This is a genomic window from Rhizobium sp. PL01 (genome assembly GCF_033447125.1).
Taxonomy (GTDB): domain Bacteria; phylum Pseudomonadota; class Alphaproteobacteria; order Rhizobiales; family Rhizobiaceae; genus Pararhizobium.
Genome location: NZ_JAWQUM010000009.1, coordinates 214870 through 233566 on the forward strand (window position 1 = coordinate 214870; position 18697 = coordinate 233566).

The 18697-nt window shown below is 59.9% G+C and carries 18 protein-coding genes; 9 read left to right on the forward strand and 9 right to left on the reverse strand.

Features of this window, described 5'->3' with window-relative positions; all coding sequences use genetic code 11:
• Window positions 1-415 precede the first annotated feature (415 nt).
• Window positions 416-1606: a TCR/Tet family MFS transporter gene (locus R6X40_RS21300; RefSeq protein WP_318415820.1), complete on the forward strand. Its 1191-nt coding sequence runs from the start codon at window positions 416-418 to the stop codon at window positions 1604-1606.
• A 661-nt stretch (window positions 1607-2267) separates the two neighbouring features.
• Here the strand turns inward: R6X40_RS21300 and R6X40_RS21305 are convergent.
• Entirely contained in the window at window positions 2268-2627 is a 360-nt protein-coding gene (locus tag R6X40_RS21305; RefSeq protein WP_318415822.1) for a nuclear transport factor 2 family protein, read from the reverse strand.
• Window positions 2628-2777: 150 nt separating this feature from the next.
• Between R6X40_RS21305 and R6X40_RS21310 the strand changes: the two genes are divergently transcribed.
• Window positions 2778-3395, forward strand: coding sequence for a hypothetical protein (locus tag R6X40_RS21310; protein WP_318415824.1), 618 nt, complete (start codon window positions 2778-2780; stop codon window positions 3393-3395).
• On the opposite strand, the gene R6X40_RS21315 is transcribed toward R6X40_RS21310, so the two are convergent.
• Window positions 3392-3835, reverse strand: coding sequence for a GNAT family N-acetyltransferase (locus R6X40_RS21315; RefSeq protein ID WP_318415825.1), 444 nt, complete (start codon window positions 3833-3835; stop codon window positions 3392-3394). The two genes, R6X40_RS21310 and R6X40_RS21315, sit on opposite strands and share 4 nt — an antisense overlap.
• Before the next feature lie 20 nt (window positions 3836-3855).
• The gene (locus R6X40_RS21320; RefSeq protein ID WP_318415826.1) at window positions 3856-4806 is read right to left on the reverse strand and encodes an aldo/keto reductase; all 951 of its coding nucleotides are present in this window, start codon (window positions 4804-4806) and stop codon (window positions 3856-3858) included.
• A gap of 173 nt (window positions 4807-4979) precedes the next feature.
• Between R6X40_RS21320 and R6X40_RS21325 the strand changes: the two genes are divergently transcribed.
• Window positions 4980-5966 carry a Gfo/Idh/MocA family oxidoreductase gene (locus tag R6X40_RS21325; RefSeq protein WP_318415828.1) on the forward strand — a complete coding sequence of 329 codons (987 nt, stop codon included), beginning with the start codon at window positions 4980-4982 and terminating at the stop codon, window positions 5964-5966.
• Between the two features lie 72 nt (window positions 5967-6038).
• Here the strand turns inward: R6X40_RS21325 and R6X40_RS21330 are convergent, their stop codons facing one another.
• Window positions 6039-6272, reverse strand: coding sequence for a hypothetical protein (locus R6X40_RS21330; RefSeq protein ID WP_318415830.1), 234 nt, complete (start codon window positions 6270-6272; stop codon window positions 6039-6041).
• 196 nt (window positions 6273-6468) lie between these two features.
• Between R6X40_RS21330 and xseA the strand changes: the two genes are divergently transcribed.
• The 4 genes from xseA to R6X40_RS21350 all read left to right on the forward strand — a co-directional run bounded on the left by xseA (window position 6469) and on the right by R6X40_RS21350 (window position 9950).
• Window positions 6469-8061 carry an exodeoxyribonuclease VII large subunit gene (gene xseA, locus R6X40_RS21335; protein ID WP_318415831.1) on the forward strand — a complete coding sequence of 531 codons (1593 nt, stop codon included), beginning with the start codon at window positions 6469-6471 and terminating at the stop codon, window positions 8059-8061.
• Between the two features lies 1 nt (window position 8062).
• A complete protein-coding gene (locus R6X40_RS21340) occupies window positions 8063-8653 on the forward strand; it encodes an NAD(P)H-dependent oxidoreductase (RefSeq protein WP_318415833.1) in 591 nt (196 codons plus the stop codon).
• Between the two features lie 85 nt (window positions 8654-8738).
• Window positions 8739-9089, forward strand: coding sequence for a MarR family winged helix-turn-helix transcriptional regulator (locus tag R6X40_RS21345; RefSeq protein WP_318415835.1), 351 nt, complete (start codon window positions 8739-8741; stop codon window positions 9087-9089).
• Window positions 9090-9095: 6 nt separating this feature from the next.
• On the forward strand, window positions 9096-9950 hold the full coding sequence (locus tag R6X40_RS21350) for an NlpC/P60 family protein (RefSeq protein ID WP_318415836.1): 855 nt from the start codon (window positions 9096-9098) through the stop codon (window positions 9948-9950).
• On the opposite strand, the gene R6X40_RS21355 is transcribed toward R6X40_RS21350, so the two are convergent.
• The 5 genes from R6X40_RS21355 to R6X40_RS21375 form a co-directional block, all read right to left on the reverse strand.
• Window positions 9951-10910, reverse strand: coding sequence for a glyoxylate/hydroxypyruvate reductase A (locus R6X40_RS21355; RefSeq protein WP_318415837.1), 960 nt, complete (start codon window positions 10908-10910; stop codon window positions 9951-9953).
• Between the two features lie 11 nt (window positions 10911-10921).
• The gene (locus tag R6X40_RS21360) at window positions 10922-12550 is read right to left on the reverse strand and encodes an ABC transporter ATP-binding protein (protein WP_318415838.1); all 1629 of its coding nucleotides are present in this window, start codon (window positions 12548-12550) and stop codon (window positions 10922-10924) included.
• An 8-nt stretch (window positions 12551-12558) separates the two neighbouring features.
• Entirely contained in the window at window positions 12559-13716 is a 1158-nt protein-coding gene (locus R6X40_RS21365) for an ABC transporter permease (protein WP_318415840.1), read from the reverse strand.
• Window positions 13716-14801: a microcin C ABC transporter permease YejB gene (locus R6X40_RS21370; RefSeq protein WP_318415842.1), complete on the reverse strand. Its 1086-nt coding sequence runs from the start codon at window positions 14799-14801 to the stop codon at window positions 13716-13718. The genes R6X40_RS21365 and R6X40_RS21370 overlap by 1 nt, the downstream gene beginning before the upstream one ends.
• 246 nt (window positions 14802-15047) lie before the next feature.
• On the reverse strand, window positions 15048-16874 hold the full coding sequence (locus tag R6X40_RS21375) for an extracellular solute-binding protein (protein WP_318415844.1): 1827 nt from the start codon (window positions 16872-16874) through the stop codon (window positions 15048-15050).
• 225 nt (window positions 16875-17099) lie between these two features.
• Between R6X40_RS21375 and mepA the strand changes: the two genes are divergently transcribed.
• Together mepA and R6X40_RS21385 are read left to right on the forward strand one after the other, a co-directional pair.
• On the forward strand, window positions 17100-18164 hold the full coding sequence (gene mepA / locus R6X40_RS21380; RefSeq protein WP_318415846.1) for a penicillin-insensitive murein endopeptidase: 1065 nt from the start codon (window positions 17100-17102) through the stop codon (window positions 18162-18164).
• Window positions 18165-18278: 114 nt separating this feature from the next.
• On the forward strand, window positions 18279-18659 hold the full coding sequence (locus tag R6X40_RS21385) for a methylglyoxal synthase (protein WP_318415848.1): 381 nt from the start codon (window positions 18279-18281) through the stop codon (window positions 18657-18659).
• The last annotated feature ends 38 nt before the right edge of the window (window positions 18660-18697 follow it).

Genomic DNA, 18697 nt, shown 5'->3' on the forward strand with positions numbered 1-18697 from the left:
CCCCAACTGCCTCAATGCCGTTGTCCATAACCCGTTCACCGGCCAGCCCGGAGACGGGACTTTGCATTCGCTCCGATCGCGCGTGCGTTTGGAAAGAGAAAGCGGCACTGCCGAGATTCCCCCAAAGCGCCTCATAATACCGTCGGCATCGTCGACGAAAGGGACTTGCCACGCGCAATCGTCGGGCGTATTGAGCGATAGTCGCGAAAAGCGACCGCTTTCCTTGATCCGCTCAGTAGCGGAGTAAACAGGTGGACGAATTGTCGTCCAGGCGGTCAAGCACACGCCATCCATGCGCATTTGGCACGGATCGGCCAGCGTTTCCCAGAAACCACATGCCTGACTTCCGTCAGGCCTCATCGCAAGTCATCGGCGCCGCTGGCGCCCGCATGTCTGCGTCGATCGGATCGCGCCCATGAACAGGCCACTTATTGTCATTTTTACCGCCATTGTCCTCGATGCTATCGGCATCGGTCTCATTTTTCCCATCCTGCCTTCGCTGCTGCAGGAGGTCACCCACAACCAGAACGTCGCGCCCTATATCGGCACGATGACTGCTCTCTACGCCGTTATGCAGTTCATTTTTGCGCCGGTGCTCGGCGCTCTCAGCGACCGGCTGGGCCGCCGGCCCGTGCTCCTGATTTCACTCGCGGGTGCTGCCATAAACTATCTCTTTCTGGCCTTCGCCTCCAATCTCTGGATGCTGCTGATCGGCCGCGCCATTGCCGGGTTGACGAGTGCCAACGTTGCCGTGGCAATGGCCTACATCACCGACATTTCCCCGCAGGATAAGCGTGCCCGCCGCTTTGGCCTGTTCAACGCCATGTTCGGCATCGGTTTCATCATCGGCCCCATTCTCGGCGGTGTGCTTGGCGATCATTGGCTGCGGTTGCCGTTCATTGCGGCGGCGGCTCTGAACGCCTGCAACCTTCTCCTTGCATTCTTTGTGCTACCGGAGTCACGCACGCCCAGCCGAGAGAAAATCGATCTGGGCACACTCAATCCTCTTCGGCCCCTGCGATGGGTGTTCTCGATGAAGAGCGTGCTGCTGATCATCTTCATCTTTTTCATCTTCAGCGCCACCGGCGAGGCCTATGGCACGTGCTGGGCGCTCTGGGGAAGCGATGCGTTCCAGTGGAACGGGCTCTGGATCGGCCTTTCGCTCGGTGCCTTCGGTGTCTGCCAGACACTTGCCCAGGCATTTCTTCCCGGTCCGGCCGTAAAGCTACTCGGCGAACGGGCTGCCATTCTGACCGGGGTCACTTGTACCTGCATCGCATTGATCGTGATGGCGTTCGCCACCCAGAGCTGGATGATCTTCGCGATCATGCCCGTCTTTGCGCTAGGCGGCATCGGAGTACCGGCGCTGCAGTCTCTCGCAACCCAACAAGTGGACGAGAGCCAGCAAGGCCAGTTCCAGGGTGTGCTGGCATCGGTTGTCAGCCTCGCCTCGATCGTGGCACCGCTGGCTTTCTCGAGCTTCTACTTCGTCTTCAGGGCGCAATGGCCCGGTGCGATCTGGCTATCCGTCGTCGCCGTCTACGCGATCGGGATGCTGCTGGTGCTTGGCCTGCGATTAAAGCCACCCATGGCTCGGGCGCAGTGAGGCTGTAGCCCTCCGGAGCAAGCCGGAGGCAGGTCCGCGGGGACACACCCACAGCGCATCATGCCCTTGCTTCCGTCATCCCCGGCTTGATCCGGGGATGACGGAAGGTCTGGCGGCCCCGCCAGACCGGAAAAATCTCTCCCTCAAAAAAAATCATCCCCGCAAATCCCCGCCATCGAAACCTGTGCCATCATCATTGCGTCCTGTCATCGGCGAGACCGCTAGGCGTAGCGGTGGGGCAGGGCCGGTGCCGGAGAAGGGACAGACGTAAGCCTTTGTCCGGTGGATGATCAGAAAGTGGTTTCCCTCCCGCCTGCAAAATGGCGGGGCGTGCCTGTGAGGTACACATGAGGACCGGCGACTGGTATTGCGAAAGCGATATCTTTCCTGGCGCGGCGGCAAAACGCCAGCGTCACCCCGTATCAAAAGGGCGCCGTCATCCCCGCAGAGAAACCGGAGTTGGCCATCGGCGAACACTGAACGGGGCGCTGGAAGGCGTCATATAAAATAACTTTGTCCCGGCACTTTTCAGCGCCCCGGCCAAGTAGACGAACGGCAGTCAAACCCACGGCGGATTTTCCGGGCGTGGCTTGAGGTGTTGAGGGCTCGGCAGCCGCTCTGAAGGGACAACAAGAACCGCAGCAACCCTTGGCCAACAAACTTACCGGTGCAGATGATACAGCTTGTTGACGATCACCCAGCGGCCGTCGATCTTCAGAAGCGACAGGTAATCGGTAAACCGCATGCCGGCGAATTCGTCCGTGACCTTGACGAAGGCGGCATCGCCTTCGATATCGGTGATCTCGATATCCATCAGGGGCTGGGTTCCGGGAGGGGCTGGCGGTTCGGCGAGGATGGCGGCAATAAAATCGTCACGGGACATCCATTCGACCGCCCCCTGATAATGGCCGATAATCTTGGCATCCGGATGGAAGGCCTTGCGCAAGGCCGCTTCGTTGCAGAACGCCATGCCATCGACATAGAGGTGAACGACTGCGCCAATGGACTGCTCATCGGACATGCTTCTCTCCCTTGCTGAAGGCGCGATCCTAGCACGAAGGCGCGGTCGAATGAAGGCGAGACGGCGGATTGCTCAAGACCTGATGCGCGGAAAACGGGTGGATCACTGGTTACCCCCGGCATAGTCTTGCCCAAAACCGAGGAGCTTGCGATGAAAAAGCCGGGATCGATGAAAGCACTGGAGGATATGGGCCGGGCGCGGCTGTCGGAGAATTTCTTTCTGCGCGATTTCCTGCATTCGGAAATCGCCGATTTCTATGGGATGCCGAATATTCCCGATGATCCGGAACTGGCAATCGCCGCCGGAACGAAGCTTTGCGAAGAATTGCTGGAGCCACTGCAGCGGACGTTCGGGCGCCTGCATATCCGGTCCGGCTACCGGGCGCGCTCGGTCAACGAATTCGGCAATCGCAACAAGCTGAATTGCTCGACCAATGCCGCCACTGCGGCCGATCACATCTGGGACATGCGCGACGCCGACGGCTGCATGGGCGCCACGGCCTGCATCGTTGTTCCCTGGGTCTTCGACCGGCGCGACACACTCGGCGGCTGGCAGTCGCTGGCCTGGTGGATCCATGACCACCTGCCCTATGCCTCGCTTTGTTTCTTTCCGAAACTCTGGGCGGTCAACATCCAGTGGCACGAACGGCCGCTCCGGCGCATCCGCAGCTATATCGCACCGGCCGGGCTGCTGACAAAGCCAGGCATGACCAACCATACGGGCAGCCATGCGGATTTTTACAAAGGGTTTCCGGATCTCAGAACCTAGAAACTCATCCGGTAGCGGACATGGCCGTCCGCCTCGGTATAGTGATCGTAGAGCTTTCGCGCCGTCTCGTTGCCTTCGTCGGTGTGCCAGTAGAGGCGCGCCCAGCCGTTGGTTCTGGCCTTGGTGACGAGGTCATCAAGCAACGCCTTGCCGATGCCCTGTCCACGAGCGGACTCGTCCAGAAACAGATCCTCCAGATAGCAGACCGGCTCCTTGACCCAGGTTGCTTCGTGCAAAAGGCAGATCGCAAAGCCGACAACCCGGCCATCCAGAACGGCGACCCGCATGAACAGTGGTGTCGCCGGGTCGATGATCCGCGCCCAGGTCGTCGCCGTCACCTCCTGAGATACGGCTACCTTGTAGAAGGCGACATAGCCGGCCCAGAGTCCGCGCCAATCCGTTTCATCGCCTGCAGCTGCGTCGCGTATCTCGACCGCCATGGTCTATCCTCCCATTGCATTTATTCGCTGGCTTCGTTCAGCAGCTTGCAGGCTTCGTCGGACAGAGTGATCGAGGCTGATTTCGCCAGGCTTTCAAGCTGCTTCAGGCTGGTGGCACTGGCGATCGGAGCCGTTACTCCTTTGCGCGCCATGATCCAGGCCAAGGCGATCTCCGCTTGCGTATTGCCGGTATCGGCTGCCACTTCGTCCAGCGCTCCGAGAATACGCATGCCGCGTCCATCGAGATATTTGCCGACGCCGCTGCCGCGTGCGGACCCTTCGAGATCTTTGTGCGAGCGATACTTGCCCGACAGAAAGCCGCGCGCCAGACCGAAATAGCTGATGACGCCGATCTCTTCTGCAATGCATAGATTGCGCAACGGCCCGTCGAAGGAGGGTCGGTCGTAGAGATTATATTCCGGCTGAAGCACATCATAGCGCGGCAGGCTTTGACTTGAGGAAACATCCAGTGCGGCGCGCATCTGCGCTGCATTCAGATTGGAAGCGCCGGCATGGCGGATCTTGCCCTGCTGCAGAAGCTTTTCGTAAGCGCCAAGCGTTTCCTCATAGGGTGTTTCGTCATCTGGCCAATGAGAGAGGTAGACATCAATGTGATCGGTCTGTAGCCGGCGAAGGGAATCTTCGACCGCCTGCATAATCCACTTGGGCGACAGCCCCTTCTGTCCTGGCCCCATTTCGGAGCCAACCTTGGTGATGATGATGGCTTCGTCCCGGGCGCGGCCCGACTGTTTCAGCCACTTGCCGATGATCACCTCGGACTCGCCCCCCACATTGCCGGGAACCCAGGAGGAATAGACATCTGCAGTATCGATCGCATTGAAGCCTGCATCGAAAAAGGCGTCGAGCAATTGGAAGGATGTTTTTTCGTCGGCGGTCCAGCCGAAGACATTGCCGCCGAAGACCAGCGGTGCGATCGGCAGGCCCGTGCGGCCAAGGGTTCGCTTTTGCATGGGGTCGCTCCAGATTGTTTGGGATCATCGCTTGGGAGGCTTGAAGTCTGCACCAAGGACATAGGCCGGGTACAGCGCTTTTACATGCAGGGCGCCAATTTTATTCCGGCATGGATAGCTTGATAGGCACGTACCTCGGGGATACTGTGCCGCCAAAACGGAGAGGACACATCATGTTGCGTTTCGGTATTCTGTCGACGGCCAAGATCGGCCGCGAACTCGTTGTTCCAGCCATTCAGGACGCTGAAAACTGCGTCGTTACGGCGATTGCCAGCCGCGACCTTTCCAAGGCCCGCGACATGGCCGATCGCTTTTCGGTCCCGCATGCCTTCGGCTCCTACGATGAGATGCTGGCCTCCGACGTGATCGACGCGGTCTACATTCCGCTCCCGACCTCGCAGCACATCGAATGGACGATCAAGGCCGCCAATGCCGGGAAACACGTGCTTTGCGAAAAGCCGATGGCCCTGAAGGCTTCGGAAATCGATGCCGTGATCGAGGCGCGCGACCGCAACAAGGTTCTCATCTCCGAGGCTTTCATGGTCACCTACAGCCCCGTCTGGCACAAGGTGCGTTCGTTGATCAACGAAGGCGCGATCGGCAAGCTGCGGCATGTGCAGGGCGCCTTTACCTACTACAACCGCGATGCCGGCAACATGCGCAACATGCCGGAACTCGGCGGCGGCGGACTGCCGGATATCGGCGTCTATCCGACGATCTCGACGCGTTTCGTCACCGGCAAGGAGCCGCTCCGCGTCCAGGCAAACACCGACCGCGATCCGGAATTCGGCACCGACATCTATTCGAGCGTCCGGGCTGATTTCGGCGATTTCGAATTGAGCTTCTACATCTCGACCCAGCTTGCAGCCCGTCAGATCATGGTCTTCCACGGCGACAAGGGCTTCATCGAGGTCAAATCCCCCTTCAACGCCGACCGTTACGGCGCCGAGGAGCTGGAACTGACCAACCAGAACCATTCGCAGTCGCAGCTTTTCCGCTTCCAGGATGCGCGCCAGTACAAGCTGGAGGCCGAGGCCTTTTCGCGCGCCGCGAAGGGCCAGACGGAAGAAGTCGTGACGCTGGAAAGCTCCGTCAACAACCAGAAACTGATCGACGCCATCTACCGCGCCAGCGAGAAGGATGGCTGGGAGCCGGTTTGAGCCACTTTACAGCAAACAGAAACCCGCCGGCGACAGCGCGGCGGGTTTGCGTGGCCGGCATACCCGGAATATCTATGCCTCGGAGCGCAGTTCCACGACCAGCGCTATAGCCAGCGCCATCAGAAGTGCCGCGGCCATGCCTGCATTATATGCCAGGATCGCCAGCCCGAGTGCGAGCAGCGACACGTTCCCCAGTGAACAGACCGCCGCCAGGGCAAAGGCAAGAATGATCAGCCAGGGTGTCACGCAATAACAAATCAGCGAGCGCGTGCCCGCCGCCAACAATCCGATTGCAAATGCGGTCAAGATTATCATCCGACCCTCCCGCCATAGCCACAATGCGGTAACACTGGGCCGGGAGCGCTAAAATTGACTTAAATTTCAACGCTTCGGACGCTGTGTGCGCGGTTTGGAAGCCATGAAAACGCCGGTATGGTGAAAGCTTTGTTGAGAGCGGCGCCAAAGGCTGGCTATCCGCCGCCGCGCACGGCAAAATAGCTAGATGAGCTCGTTCTTCGAATCCGATTCGCCCTCCAATCTCGCCGAATATTCGGTCTCCGAACTGTCCGGCTCTATCAAGCGGACGGTCGAACAGGCCTTTGACCAAGTGCGGGTGCGCGGCGAGATTTCCGGCTACCGTGGCCCGCATTCCTCGGGTCACGCTTATTTTTCCCTGAAGGACGACAAGGCCCGCATCGATGCCGTCATCTGGAAGGGCACGATGAGCCGGCTGAAGTTCCGGCCCGAAGAGGGCATGGAAGTGATTGCCACCTGCAAGGTTACGACATTTCCGGGGTCTTCCAAATACCAGATCGTCATCGAAACGCTGGAACCGGCCGGCGCCGGCGCCTTGATGGCGCTGATCGAGGAACGCAAGCGCAAGCTTGGTGCCGAGGGATTGTTTGATCCGTCGCGCAAGCGGCCGTTGCCCTATATGCCGAAAGTCATCGGTGTCATCACCTCGCCCACCGGCGCCGTTATCCGCGATATCCTCCACCGCATCTCCGACCGGTTTCCCGTTCACGTCATCGTCTGGCCCGTGCGTGTGCAGGGCGAAGGTTCGGGCAACGAGGTGGCTGCGGCGATCGAGGGCTTCAACGCGTTTACCGCAGGCGGCCCGATCGCCCGGCCGGACGTTCTGATCGTCGCACGCGGCGGCGGCAGCCTTGAAGATCTCTGGGGGTTCAACGACGAAGCCGTGGTGCGAGCGGCAGCGAACTCGCAGATCCCGCTGATCTCGGCCGTCGGCCATGAGACCGACTGGACGCTGATCGACTATGCCAGCGACCAGCGGGCGCCAACACCGACCGGTGCCGCTGAAATGGCCGTGCCGGTAAAGGCGGATCTGGAGGCTGCCACCTCGGCATTGTCCGCACGGCTGAAATCGGCCGTCGGGCGACAGATGGACAATCGCCGGCAGAGCGTGCGGGCGCTGACCCGTGCCCTGCCTTCGCTTGATCAATTGCTGGCTCTACCGCGCCGCCGCTTCGACGAGGCATCGGCAGGGTTGGGACGCGGGCTACAGATGAACACCGCCAACAAGCGGCGGGCCTTCGAGCGGATCGCCGCGCATCTGAGGCCCGACGTCCTGTCGAACCGGATCAACGAACGGCGACAGAAGCTTGGCGAGCGGATGATCCGTGCCGAGCGTATCGTCGAGCGCTTGCTGCAGCGCTCTGCATCGCGGGTATCATCGGCCGATGCCGCCCTGCGCACCCTGCCTGCCCGTTTGCTGAGCCAGATACACCGCTCGCAGGATCGCCTGACCGGTCTTTCCGGCAGAGCCGACAGCGCGCTTCTGGCCGACCTGCGCCGCCGGCGCAGCGCAGTGACTGCACATGACCGAATCCTGCAATCGCTGTCCTATCGCAACGTGCTGAAGCGCGGCTATGCGCTGGTGCGTGACGAGACGGGTTTGCCGGTAAAGGGCGCGGCGGCACTGTCTCTCAACCAAACGATCGCCATCGAATTTTCCGATGGTTCGATCAATGCGGTGACGGCCGAGGGCAGCGCTACGCCGCCAGCACAGCCGGCAAAGAAACGCGCCGACAAGCCGCCGGCTGCGGCACCGACGAAACAAGGCAGCCTGTTCTAGGATGCGCATTCTTCTCGTTCTCGCCCACCCGCTCACCGACAGTTTTGCCGCAGGCGTTGCCGCCACGGCCAAGGCCGCGCTGGAGAAAAGCGGCCATAGCGTCGATCTGCTCGATCTCTACCGGGAAGGCTTCGATCCGCGTCTACTGGAAGAGGAACGGCGCGGTTATTTCGATACGCCCTATGACACCACGGCGGTCGACGGCATCGTGGCGCGGCTGCAGGCAGCCGATGGGCTGATCCTGGTGTTTCCGCAATGGTGGTTCAATTTTCCAGCGATTCTCAAGGGCTTCTTCGACCGGGTCTTTGCGCCGGGCGTCGCCTTCGACCACGAGCAATCCGGCGGCCGCATCCTACCGCGCCTGACAAACATCAAACTGTTCTGGGCGCTGACAACCACAGGTTCGCCCTGGTGGGTCGTCAAGCTCTACATGGGCAACCCGGTGCGGCGCCTGTTGAAACGCGGGATCGCGGCGTTCTGCGCCAAGGATGTCAAATTCCGGATGATCTCGCTGCATGACATGGACCGGGTAACGCCAGTGCAACGTGCCGCGCATCTGGCAAGGATCGAAAAAGCCATCGCGCAGATTTGAGATCGTCGCGAGGCTTACGCGAAAAGAAACGGTTCCGTAACGGTCTCACCGCTAAAACAGAAGCTGATTGAACCGAGGGCGCCCAATGCCGGTGGAATTATCAGCTTCGCAGGCATTGAATCTCTGGCACAGCGTTTCGCTTGAACAGGTACGGATCGACAATCGCGACCTGACGCTCCGGCAAATCTCCATCCTGCTGCATATCTATCTCGTTCCACCGCCTCACACGGTGCGCGGGCTCGCCGGAATTCTCGGTGTCACCAAGCCTGTTATCACCCGCGCGCTCGACACGATGGGCGATCTCGGGCTTGTGACCCGGGCCCGCGACGACCGCGACAAACGCAATGTGATCATCAAGCGCACGGTCGATGGTGCGCTTTATCTTGAAAAACTTGGCGACTTGATCATTGATCAAGGGCGCAAACTGTCTATCTGAGAAACCATGCTTGATATTCCCGACCGCCGCCTGAACGCCTATCGCACCGATCTTGCCGAGGAACGCCTGCGCGGCGTCGTCGAGGCGCCCAATTACGTCAGCGGAACCGCGGGGATCATCTGCGTGCCCGTCGTCCAGATGCGGGCGCGCCCGGAGCTGGAATGCGGCACCGATACCGAGCTGTTGCTCGGAGAAACTGTCCGCGTGCTCGATACGGATGCTGGGTGGGCCTGGGTGAAGGCGGATTTCGATGACTATGTCGGCTATATCCCGGACTACGCCGTTTCGCCCGTCGTGCGCAGCCTGACCCATATCGTGACCGCGCCCCGCACATTTATCTATTCTGGGCCGGACCTGAAATTTCCGACTGTGCAGGCGCTGTCGATGGGCAACCGGATTGCGGTCATCGACGAGCGCGAGACACGCGGCACACGCTATTTCCTGCTTGAAGGCGGACAGGCCGTGATTGCCAATCACTGCGCCGAAGTGGGGCAGCCTTTGTCCGGCGACTACGTCGCTGTTGCCGAGCGATTTCTGGAGACCCCCTATCTCTGGGGCGGCCGCTCCGGCTTCGGCATCGACTGCTCCGGCCTGGTGCAGCTATCGATGATGATGACCGGCAGGGCTGCACCGCGCGATACGGACATGCAAGCCAAGGGCCTCGGTACCGAAATTGACCGCAGCGAACTGAAGCGTGGCGACCTCGTATTCTGGAAGGGCCATGTGGCGATCATGGAAGACGAAAAGACCCTGCTGCATGCCAACGGCCATACGATGACCGTTTCGCATGAGGGCCTGGAAGAATCGATCCAGCGGATTGGGTGGCTGTACAACAAGCCGACCGGTTTCCGCCGTCCCTGATCAATAGCCGGCTTGGCGATCCACCAAATGCTCCAGCGGCAGACCGCTTTCGAAGCGGTCCATCTGCTGTTCGGCATGCACAAACAGTGCTTTCACGTCTGACGAAGCGGCCACATGCGGCGTGACATAGACATTGTCCATGTCCCAGAACGGGCTGTTCTTGTCCAACGGCTCCTGTTCGAACACATCGAGCGAGGCGCCGCCGAGAACACCGGACTGGAGCGCAGCGACGATATCGGCACTAACCTGACTGCCGCCACGGCCGCCATTGATCACAACCGGTGCGCCAAAAGGCCCCTTGCGGCTGAGCTTTGAAATGAGAGAGGCGTTCAGAATGCCTGTTGTCTCCGCCGTCAAAGGAAGCAGGCTGACGAGGAAGTCGGTCCTCGCCAGGAACGCGTCCAGTTCATCGCCAGCAAAGGTTTCGACACCATCGATCACCTTTTTCGACCGCGACCAGCCGATCGTCCTAAAGCCCAGGACGCCGAGTTTGCGAATGCTATCCTGACCGAGAATGCCAAGCCCCATGATGCCGACGGTCACATCGGCTGCTTCCGGCTGGCTAAGATCCTCCCAGACATGCGCCTTCGCCCGCGCCTCGTAGGCGCGGTGCTGACGCAGGTGCATCAGGCAATTCATGACCACCCATTCGCCCATCCGTGTCGTCAGGCTGCGATCAACGAAACGGACCAACGGCACATCCGGCAGGCCCGGCAGCGTCAGCACGTGATCGACCCCAGCACCGCCTGAGAACACGACCTTCAGGTCCGGCGCACGGGAAAACAGGTCCGGGTCTGATTTCCAGACGACGGCGTAATCGATGCCAGAGAGATCGCGGCCCTTATGGGCGGGGTCGGCGAGGTTTAGGATTTCACGCCCGGGGAAGGCGCCCTTCAGGCCCTCCTCCACTTCGCGCGGAATGAACTTCAGATCGACGATGACGGGACTTTTGGACGGCATGACAACTAACTCTATTGGCGGACGGCGGGCACATCGACCGCTTCCATGTTGAAGGCGGCGGCCATCAGCGCCTTGGTGTAATCTTCCTGCGGCGCGGTGAAGATCCGCTCGGACGGCCCCTGCTCGACGACCCTGCCGAGGCGCATGACGATCATGTCGTTGGCAAGGGCACGCACGACCTTCAGGTCATGGCTGATGAAGAGGTAAGCGAGCGAATGCTTTGCTTGCAGATCGCGCAGCAGATCGACCACCTGCGCCTGCACGCTCATGTCGAGCGCCGAAGTCGGCTCGTCGAGCATGACGAATTTCGGCTTCAGTACCATGGCACGGGCAATCGCAACACGCTGCCGCTGGCCGCCGGAGAATTCATGCGGATAACGCCAGCGGGTTGCCGCATCGAGGCCGACTTCTTCGAGGGCGGCAGCTACGCGCGCATCGCGCTCCTTCTCGGAGAGCGCCGGCTCATGCACCTTCAGGCCTTCGGCGATGATGTCACTGATTGCCATGCGCGGGCTGAGCGAACCGAAGGGATCCTGGAAGACGATCTGCATGCGGTTACGCAAGGGGCGCATCTGCTTGAAAGAATAACCGGCTATGTCGTTGCCGATGAAGCTGATGCGGCCTTTCGACGAGATCAGACGCGTCAGCGCCAGTCCAAGCGTGGTCTTGCCGGAGCCGGATTCACCGACGACGCCAAGCGTCTGGCCGGCTCTTAGCGTCAGGTCGATACCATCGACCGCCTTCACATGATCAACGACCTTGCGCAGAAACCCGGCCTTGATCGGAAACCACACCTTCATATCCTGCGCCTGCATGACCACCGGCTTCGTCGTATCGGAGACAGGCGGCACGCCCTTCGGCTCGGAGGCCAGCAGGTGACGTGTATAGGTGTGTTGCGGGTTGGCGAAAATCTCGGCCGTCGGGCCGGTCTCTACAATCTTGCCCTTGGTCATGACGCAGACGCGGTCGGCGATCTTGCGGACGATGCCGAGGTCATGGGTGATGAACAGCATCGACATGCCATGATCGTCCTTGAGCGTTTTCAAAAGCTCAAGGATCTGCGCCTGCACGGTTACGTCGAGCGCGGTGGTAGGCTCATCAGCGATCAAGAGTTCTGGCCGGTTGGCCAGCGCCATGGCGATCATGACGCGCTGACGCTGACCGCCGGACAGCTCGTGCGGATAGGCGGCAAGGCGCTTTTCCGGCTCGCGAATACCGACCTGATTGAGCAATTCCAGCACGCGGGTGCGCGCTGCCGCTCCGGTGATGCCCTGATGCAGATCGAGAATTTCGGCGATCTGCCGCTCGATCGAATGCAGCGGGTTGAGCGATGTCATCGGCTCCTGGAAGATCATCGTAATGTCGTTGCCGCGCACCTGGCGCAACTCCGCATCCGAGGCCGTCATCAAATCCTTACCGTTGAAGAGGATTTCGCCGCTCGGGTGGCTGGCGGCCGGATAGGGCAGAAGTTTCAGGATGGAATTGGCCGAGACCGATTTTCCCGAGCCGGATTCACCGACCAGCGCCACCACTTCGCCGCGCTTGATATCGAAGGAAATGCCATCCACCGCCGTCGATGTCTTGCCACCCTGGTGAAAGGCAACCGAAAGATTGCGCACGGAAAGCAGTGTGTCTGTCATTGCGGCGCTCATCGGAACGTCTTTCTCGGATCGAAGGCATCGCGGGCGGCTTCGCCGATGAAGATCAGCAGCGACAGCATCACCGACATGACGACGAAGGCGGTCAGCCCGAGCCAAGGAGCCTGCAGGTTGGATTTGCCCTGGCTAATCAACTCACCCAGCGAAGCAGAGCCCGGCGGCATGCCGAAGCCGAGGAAATCGAGCGAGGTCAGCGTGGTGATCGAGCCGGAGAGAATGAACGGCAGGAAGGTCAGCGTCGCCACCATGGCATTGGGCAGAAGGTGGCGGAACATGATCGTCCGGTTGTTCACACCCAGCGCCCGGGCGGCGCGAACATACTCAAAATTTCGCGCCCGCAGGAACTCGGCACGGACGATGCCAACGAAGCCGACCCAGGAGAATAAAAGCATGATCCCAAGCAGGATGAAGAAGCCTGGCGGCAGGATCGCGGCGATGATCAGGAGAATATAGAGCACTGGCATCGATGACCAGATTTCGATGAAGCGCTGCATGAGAAGGTCGGTCCAGCCGCCGAAATAACCCTGCACGGCACCGGCGGTAACACCGACGACGGCAGAGAGAATGGTGAGGCACAGACCAAAGAGCACGGAGACGCGAAAGCCGTAGATCATGCGGGCCGCGACATCGCGCGCCTGATCGTCCGTGCCCAGCCAATTCAGATTGCCGAGCGTGCAGCCGGGATCGTTCTCGCCCTGCGGATAGCCGGAGCAACGCTCCGCCTTGTCCATCAGCCAAAAGGGTTTGGTTGGTGCCGAGTGCGGAATGTTGGAATTGGCCGTCTGATAGGAATAACGGATCGGCGGCCAGATCATCCAGCCATTCGCCTTGATCTCGTCGGAGATTTCCGGCGCGCCGTAATCGGTGATGGCCAGGAAACCCATATCGCCGAGGAATTTCTCCTCCGGATACTGCATCAGCGCCGGCACCAGAAGCTCGCCCTTGTAGGAAACGAGGATCGGCCTGTCATTGGCAATGAACTCGGCACCAAGGCTGAGACCGAACAGAACAAGGAAGATCCAGAACGACCAGAAACCACGGCGGTTGGCCTTGAAGTTATCCCAGCGGCGGCGATTGACCGGCGACAGGCGGCCCGGGGGACGGCCGGTCACCAAGGTTGGATCGGCAGAGACGATGTCAGCAGCCATCAGACGTCCCTCCTATCGAAGTCGATGCGCGGATCGACCCAGGTGTAGATGAGATCGGACAGCAGGCTAACGAACAGCCCCATCAGCGAGAAGATATAGAGCGTCGCAAAAACGATCGGGTAGTCGCGCTTGACGATGGAGTCATAGCCGAGACGGCCGAGGCCATCGAGCGAGAAGATATATTCCGTCAGTAGCGAGCCGGTGAAGAAGGCGGTAATGAAGGCGGCCGGAAAGCCGGCAATGATGATCAGCATGGCATTACGAAAGACATGGCCATAAAGCACCTGACGTTCGTTCAACCCCTTGGCCCGTGCCGTGGTCACGTACTGCTTCTTGATCTCGTCAATGAAGGAGTTCTTGGTCAGTAGCGTCGTCGTTGCGAAGGCCGACATCAGCAAGGTGATGAGCGGCAGCGTCATATGCCAGAAGTAGTCGAGGATCTTCTGCCACCAGTTCAATTGGGCGAAATTGTCCGAAACGATGCCACGCAGCGGGAACCAGTCGAGGAACGAACCGCCGGCGAAGAGCACGATCAAAAGGATACCGAACAGGAAGCCAGGCACCGCGTAGCCGACGATAATGACGCCGGACGTCCACACATCAAAGGTTGAACCATCGGAAATGGCTTTCTTGATCCCAAGGGGGATAGAGATCGCGTAGGAAAACAACAGGATCCAGAGGCCAAGGGAGATGGAAACCGGCATCTTCTGCAGGATGAGGTCGATCACAGACGTGTTGCGGAAGAAACTCTCGCCGAAATCGAACCGGATATAGTTCCACATCATCTGGCCGAAGCGCTCGAGCGGCGGCTTATCGAAGCCGAACTGCTTTTCCAGCTTCTTGATGAACTCCGGATCAAGCCCCTGGGCACCGCGGTATTTGCCTCCATCGTCGCCGAAAGATTGGCCGAGATCGCCGCTGCTACCGGAGAGGCGGTCGCCACCCTGGTTCTGGCCGCTCAGATCGGAAATGACCTGTTCGACGGGCCCACCCGGTGCGAACTGGATGACGGCGAAGGAGATGGCCATAATTCCGATGATCGTCGGGATCATCAAAAGAATGCGCCGCAGGATATAGGCACCCATCAGCGGCTACCCGCCGGGATTTGCTGTCGGTCTTCTCGTACCGGTGCAATTGCGGGTGCAAAAACACTCCGCCCTTTTGCTGAAAGTGCTTTCGCATGCAGCGTGGATATCCAGTCGGTCAAGCCCAACCCTTCCCGTTTTGCCGCCACGCATACCCCGTGGACCAGCAGGCCCCGCCGACGGGCGGCGGGGGTGATTCGTCATCGCTATATGGAGCCCAGCCAGCCTTCCGGCGCAAGCCCCGGTTCATTTCACGGCGTTTTTCGACCACCAGACATCCGGAAAGCCCATCCCGTAATAGGGCAATTCCTGATGGGTCAGGTGGGTCCAGTAAGCGACGCGCTGAGCCTTGGAATAGAACAGTGGCACGACATAGTGATGCGCCAAAAGCACGCGATCGAGCGCCCGTGTGGTTGCCACAAGCTCCTCCCGGTTCGGCGCAAAGATGATCTTGCGGATGAGCTCGTCGATTGCCGGATCGGCAATGCCCGCATAGTTACTCGAACCCTGCTCATCGACCGAGGTCGAGCCCCAATATCCGACCTGCTCGTTTCCGGGCACCAGTGTCTGTCCCCAGATGCCGTAGATCATGTCATAGTCGAAGCTTCGAACGCGATTGGTGTATTGCGAGGCATCGACGGTGCGCATGCGGGCATCGATGCCGATCTTCTTCACGCTGTTGACGAAGGGCGAGACCGTACGCTCGAAGGACGGGTTGGAAAGAAGGATTTCGAAGCTGAAGGGTTCGCCGGTCTTCGTATTGACCAGCCGGTTGCCCTTGAGCTCATAACCAGCCTCCTTGAAGAGCGCGAGCGCTGTGCGCAGGTTCCCGCGCACCTTCTGCGGATCGCCGTTGATCGGATTCGTATAGGGCGTGGTGAAAACGTCGGCAGGGACCTTGTCCTTCAGCGCCTCGAGAATCTCCTTCTCGCGGCCTTCCGGCAGGCCGGAAGAGGCAAGTTCGGTGTTCCAGAAATAACTATCGACCCGCTGGTAGGCGTTGTAGGCGAGGGTGCGGTTCAGATCCTCGAAATCGAAGGCGTAGTTCAGCGCCTCGCGCACCTTCTGATCCTTGAATTTGTCGCGGCGCATGTTCGGCACGAAAGCCTGCATGATGCCGGCGGCACGTAAGGGATTCGCGATCTCCTCGCGGACCACACGGCCGTCCTTCGCGGCTGGGAAATCATAGGCCGTCGCCCAATGGCTGGCGCTGTTGTCGCGGTAGAAATCGACATCGCCGGCACGAACCGCCTCGAACTCCACGGTTTTGTCGCTGAAGAACGTGTACGTGATCGTGCCGAAATTGTTCTGGCCAACATTCACGTTGAGGTCCTTGGCCCAATAGTCGTCGCGCAATTCGAAGCGGATCGAGCCACCTGGCTGGAACGATGCAATCTTGTAGGGGCCGGAGCCCATGACCGGCTCCAGCGTCGTCCGACTGATATCGCGCTTGTTGCCCTTCGCATCGTCACCTTCCCACCAATGCTTCGGCACAATGGGAAACTGACCGAGAATGTTCGGCAACTCACGATTGTTCTTCTCGTCGAAACGGAATGTGACATCACGCTCGCCGGTCTTTTCCGCAGAAACCACATGCCGGTAATAGTTGCTGAGGAGTGGATTGAGCTCCTTTGCCTTGTCGAAGGAAAAGATCACGTCCTCCGGTGTCACCGGTTTGCCGTCCGCCCATTTCGCCTCGGCACGAAGCCGGAAGGTCGCTTGCGAGATGTCGTCTGGATAGGCAACGCCCTCTGCGAGAAGGCCGTAGGATGTCGTGATCTCGTCCTCGGCGGATTTCAGCAGCGTGTCGAAAACGAGAGACGCGACACCAGCAGCCGCCTCGCCCTTGGAGAGGATCGGGTTGAACGTGTCGTAGGTTCCGCTTTCGGAAAGTTTCAGTTCGCCACCCTTAGGAGCGGCCGGATTGACGTAATCGAAGCGGGCAAACCCGTCCTTGTGTTTCAGTTCGCCGATCGTTGAAACGCCAATTCGCCAGACCGGCTCCTGAGCCACCACCGGTCCAGTTACCAGGAGGATGGCTGCTGCCAAAGCCAGTGCGCGTCTGAAATTCATGCCAATTCGCCTCTTCCGTTTTTCATTTTTCGCTACTTGAACGACAGAATAGGCAAAATCCGGGCAATTGACAGAAGCTGCCTCAAATCGGGCCTTTTTTTTGGGTCACGGTTGTGTGTCCCGCAAGGCTGACACAAAGAGGGCGTGTCAGTGTCGGTGCGGCAAATCGCAATTGGGCATCGCTTGTGCGCGGATTGCCACGCGTTATCAAGAAACGGACGGCATATGACACCGACAAAAGCAGGCTTTCTTCAGCATCTAGGGTCAATTACACTGGCTGGCCTGATTGGGCTGAGCCTTGTTGCAGGAGATGCAGCAGCGGCTGACGATACACCTGCAAAGCAGATTTTCGGCAAGGTCAAGCTTCCAAGCGAGGCGGCGGCAAACCCGATCGGATTCTATGCCAAGGGCTGCATGGCCGGCGCCGTGGCGATACCGACCGACGGGCCGACATGGCAGGCGATGCGTCTGTCGCGAAACCGCCGCTGGGGCAATCCGGCAATGATCCAGCTGCTTGAAAAGTTCTCCCAGGACGCGGTTCAGCTTGGATGGGGGTCCGGTATCCTGATCGGCGACATTTCGCAGCCGCGTGGCGGGCCGATGATTACCGGACACGCCTCCCATCAGATAGGGCTCGACGCGGATATCTGGTTCCAGCCCAAGCCCGCGCAGTCGCTTTCCGTGCAGACGCGCGAGGACATGCCGTTCATCTCGATGCTCGACAAGAGCAAGTTCCTGACCGTCAACCCGGCCCGCTGGACACCGACCCATGCCAAGCTGGTGATGCAGGCGGCGAGCTATCCGCAGGTGGAGCGCGTTTTCGTCAACCCGGCGATCAAGAAGAAGCTGTGCGAGACATGGACCGGCGACCGCGATCTGCTCGGCAAGGTGCGCCCGGTCTATGGCCACGACGAGCACTTTCATATCCGCATGTTCTGCCCGCCGGGAACACCGAGCTGCAAGGCGCAGGCGCCGGTCGCAAACGGCGACGGGTGTGACAAGTCGCTTGCCTGGTGGTTTACCAAGGAACCCTGGGCCACACCGAAAAAAGACCCGAATGCAAAACCGGTAAAACCACGGTTCACAATGCTTTCCGATTTGCCGAAAGCCTGTACTGCCCTGCTCGCAGCGCCTGCAGCCTCCGAACAGTCGGCCACGTTCGGCACGGCCTATGTGGCGCCGCAGCCGGCGGCTGGCGATGCTGCGATCCAGCAGGCCATTCACGCGGGGAACAGCGACCTGCCGGACAATGACATCCCAATTCCCTTGGCCCGTCCTGCCCTGCAATAGGCTTGGGACGCTGTAGCTTTCGGCGCTTTTCAAGCGCCGAACTGTGCTGTACAGAAAATCAAATCGATTTAATTCGAGGCTTTTCTTGGTCGGCGTGATGCCGGGAGTTCTGTGATGACCAGCCAGACATGCGTGGCGCTGATTGCCCACGATCAGAAGAAAGACGACATGGCCGCGTTCGCGCAGGCCAACGAGGCGGTCTTTTCCGGCTGGAAAATCGTTGCCACCGGCACCACCGGCGGGCGCGTACAGGAGGCCTGTCCCAGCCTCGATGTGATCCGGCTGAAGAGCGGCCCTCTTGGCGGCGACCAGCAGATCGGCGCGATGATCGCCACGGGCGATGTGCATATGCTGATTTTCTTCGTCGATCCCCTGACCGCCATGCCGCATGATGTCGATGTCAAGGCGCTGATGCGGCTTGCCACCGTCTACGATATTCCCATGGCGCTGAACCGGGCGACGGCAGAACGGTTGATCGACTTCAACCAACCCTGATACAGCTCCTGTCAGCCTTCAGTCCGCACGATCACAAC

Bases quoted from the DNA above. Each gene is read 5' to 3' on its own strand.
- R6X40_RS21325 (WP_318415828.1), top strand. From the start codon at position 4,980: ATGTTGCGTTTCGGTATTCTGTCGACGGCCAAGATCGGCCGCGAACTC.
- R6X40_RS21385 (WP_318415848.1), top strand. From the start codon at position 18,279: ATGACCAGCCAGACATGCGTGGCGCTGATTGCCCACGATCAGAAGAAA.
- xseA (WP_318415831.1), top strand. From the start codon at position 6,469: ATGAGCTCGTTCTTCGAATCCGATTCGCCCTCCAATCTCGCCGAATAT.
- R6X40_RS21355 (WP_318415837.1), bottom strand. From the start codon at position 10,910: ATGCCGTCCAAAAGTCCCGTCATCGTCGATCTGAAGTTCATTCCGCGC.
- R6X40_RS21375 (WP_318415844.1), bottom strand. From the start codon at position 16,874: ATGAATTTCAGACGCGCACTGGCTTTGGCAGCAGCCATCCTCCTGGTA.
- R6X40_RS21365 (WP_318415840.1), bottom strand. From the start codon at position 13,716: ATGGCTGCTGACATCGTCTCTGCCGATCCAACCTTGGTGACCGGCCGT.
- R6X40_RS21340 (WP_318415833.1), top strand. From the start codon at position 8,063: ATGCGCATTCTTCTCGTTCTCGCCCACCCGCTCACCGACAGTTTTGCC.
- R6X40_RS21320 (WP_318415826.1), bottom strand. From the start codon at position 4,806: ATGCAAAAGCGAACCCTTGGCCGCACGGGCCTGCCGATCGCACCGCTG.
- R6X40_RS21315 (WP_318415825.1), bottom strand. From the start codon at position 3,835: ATGGCGGTCGAGATACGCGACGCAGCTGCAGGCGATGAAACGGATTGG.
- R6X40_RS21310 (WP_318415824.1), top strand. From the start codon at position 2,778: ATGAAAAAGCCGGGATCGATGAAAGCACTGGAGGATATGGGCCGGGCG.
- mepA (WP_318415846.1), top strand. From the start codon at position 17,100: ATGACACCGACAAAAGCAGGCTTTCTTCAGCATCTAGGGTCAATTACA.
- R6X40_RS21350 (WP_318415836.1), top strand. From the start codon at position 9,096: ATGCTTGATATTCCCGACCGCCGCCTGAACGCCTATCGCACCGATCTT.
- R6X40_RS21300 (WP_318415820.1), top strand. From the start codon at position 416: ATGAACAGGCCACTTATTGTCATTTTTACCGCCATTGTCCTCGATGCT.
- R6X40_RS21345 (WP_318415835.1), top strand. From the start codon at position 8,739: ATGCCGGTGGAATTATCAGCTTCGCAGGCATTGAATCTCTGGCACAGC.
- R6X40_RS21370 (WP_318415842.1), bottom strand. From the start codon at position 14,801: ATGGGTGCCTATATCCTGCGGCGCATTCTTTTGATGATCCCGACGATC.
- R6X40_RS21360 (WP_318415838.1), bottom strand. From the start codon at position 12,550: ATGACAGACACACTGCTTTCCGTGCGCAATCTTTCGGTTGCCTTTCAC.
- R6X40_RS21305 (WP_318415822.1), bottom strand. From the start codon at position 2,627: ATGTCCGATGAGCAGTCCATTGGCGCAGTCGTTCACCTCTATGTCGAT.